Below are 2013 nucleotides of genomic sequence, written 5' to 3' on the forward strand. Positions count from 1 at the left end.
GATCATGTCTTGGAAAACACCATCATCCCAGGTCAGAGCGGCACCCTTCGCCTATTCGCGGCGCGTGTCCCCCACTTACTCGTGGAATCGGGTCTGAGCGGCGGGTCGCACAACCGCAGCTGCAGCCCGCGAGGTCAGGCCGGCGAGGCCGGCGCCGGCTGGCGGCCGCGGACCAGCTTGCCCGGCCGGGCCTTCGTCGGCACCCCGTTCTCGGCGATCACCTGGCCGGAGACGATGGTCGCGACGTACCCGTCGGCGCGCTGGTCGAGCCGGCGCCCGCCGGCCGGCAGGTCGTAGGTGACCACCGGCGGGTGCAGGTGCAGCCCCGGGTAGTCGATGACGTTCAGGTCGGCCTTGTAGCCGACCGCGATCCGGCCGCGATCGGCCAGCCCGCAGACCCGGGCCGGCACCGAGGTCAGCTCGCGGATCGCCGTCGGCACCGAGATCCGGCCGGACGGCCGGTCCCGGGTCCAATGGGCCAGCAGGTAGGTGGGGAAGCTGGAGTCGCAGATCATCCCGTAGTGGGCGCCGCCGTCGCCGAGCCCGATCACCATGTCGTCGCGCTGCATCAGCGCGCCGACGGTGTCCAGCGAGTTGTCCGCGAAGTTGGCCAGCGCGCAGAGCAGCACGGCGTGGCCGTCGTCGTCGAGCATCCGGTCGTAGGCCTCCTCCAGGGCGGAGACGCCGCGCGCCTTGGCACGGGCGGCGATGCTGTCGGCCGCGGTCGGCTCGTAGTTCGCGTCGTCGCCGAGCGGGAACAGCCAGTTCCAGGCCTGGGCCAGGTAGACCAGCGGGTTGGCCGGGACGATCTCCGGGTGGTCGGCCAGGATCCGTTGGCGTACTTCTGGCTTGCGCAGCTCGGCGACCCGATCGGCCAGCGGCAGCGCGGCGATCTGTTGATAGCTCGGGTACAGCACGAACGGGTTGACGGTCAGGTCCAGGCCGACGATCAGGCCGATCGGCCGGGGGAACACCTGCGCGGTGATCCGCGCGCCGGCGGCGTTGGCCTTCTCCACCATGGTGACGGCGTCCTCGTGTACCGGATCGCCTTCGTTGGGGACGATCAGGCTGAACGTCACCGGCAGCCCGACGTCGGTTGCGGCGTCGAACACCTGCTGCAGCACCGGCTGGTACCCGCCGTCCGGGATGTCCGGCACGAACTGGATCAGCCCGCCGCCGGCGTCGGCGACACCGCGGCCGATCTCCAGGATCTCGGCGTACCCGGCGTCGTAGCTGGGGATCTGTCTGCCGCCCTCGGTCCGGTGCGTCGCCAGCCTGGACGACGAAAATCCAAGCGCGCCAACCTCGATCGCCTCTCGAGCCAGCCGCCGCATGACGGCCAGGTCTTCGACGGTGGCCGGCTCGCGGTCCGCGCCGCGCTGACCCATCACGTACACCCGTAGCGGTGAGTGCGGCAGGTACACCGCGACGTCGATGTCCCGCCGTCGCGACTCCAGCGCCTGCAGATACTGCGGGAAGGTCTCCCACGTCCAGTCCAGGCCGTCGGTCATCACCACGCCGGGGATGTCCTCCACACCGGCCATCACATCGACCAGCACGTCGTGATCGGTGGGGCGGCAGGGTGCGAAGCCCACCCCGCAGTTGCCCATGATCGCCGTGGTGACGCCGTGTGCCGACGACGGGTTGAGCCGGGTCGACCAGATGGCCTGGCCGTCGTAGTGGGTGTGCAGGTCGACGAAGCCGGGCGTGACCAGCAACTCGGTGGCGTCGATCTCCCGCTCGCCGCGGCCGTCGACCTTGCCGACCGCCGCGATCAGGCCGCCACGCACCGCGACGTCGCCGACGTAGGGCTCACCGCCGAGCCCGTCGACGATCGTGCCGTCACGGATGACCAGGTCGTACGTCATCTGACAAATCTACGACCGTGCCTGTGGTCGTGCCAGGGGCACAGCGCACTGAGCGCGGCCGGGAAGCCGGCGTACACCGTCGCCATCACCAGGACCTCCTGGACGGCCGCCGGGACGGGGCGGGCCGGGCGGGTAGGGTCGCCAT

The 2013-nt window shown here is 70.7% G+C and carries 1 protein-coding gene; it reads right to left on the minus strand.

What is annotated here, in order from left to right:
* Positions 1–134 precede the first annotated feature (134 nt).
* Positions 135–1868, minus strand: coding sequence for an N-acyl-D-amino-acid deacylase family protein (locus tag AC2VNT_RS10535; protein WP_486946801.1), 1734 nt, complete (start codon positions 1866–1868; stop codon positions 135–137).
* Between the last annotated feature and the right edge of the window lie 145 nt (positions 1869–2013).

It is taken from the genome of Mycobacterium sp. TH-M15 (assembly GCF_057473705.1).

Coding starts and splice junctions, on each gene's coding strand:
- AC2VNT_RS10535 (WP_486946801.1), bottom strand. CDS start 1,868: ATGACGTACGACCTGGTCATCCGTGACGGCACGATCGTCGACGGGCTC.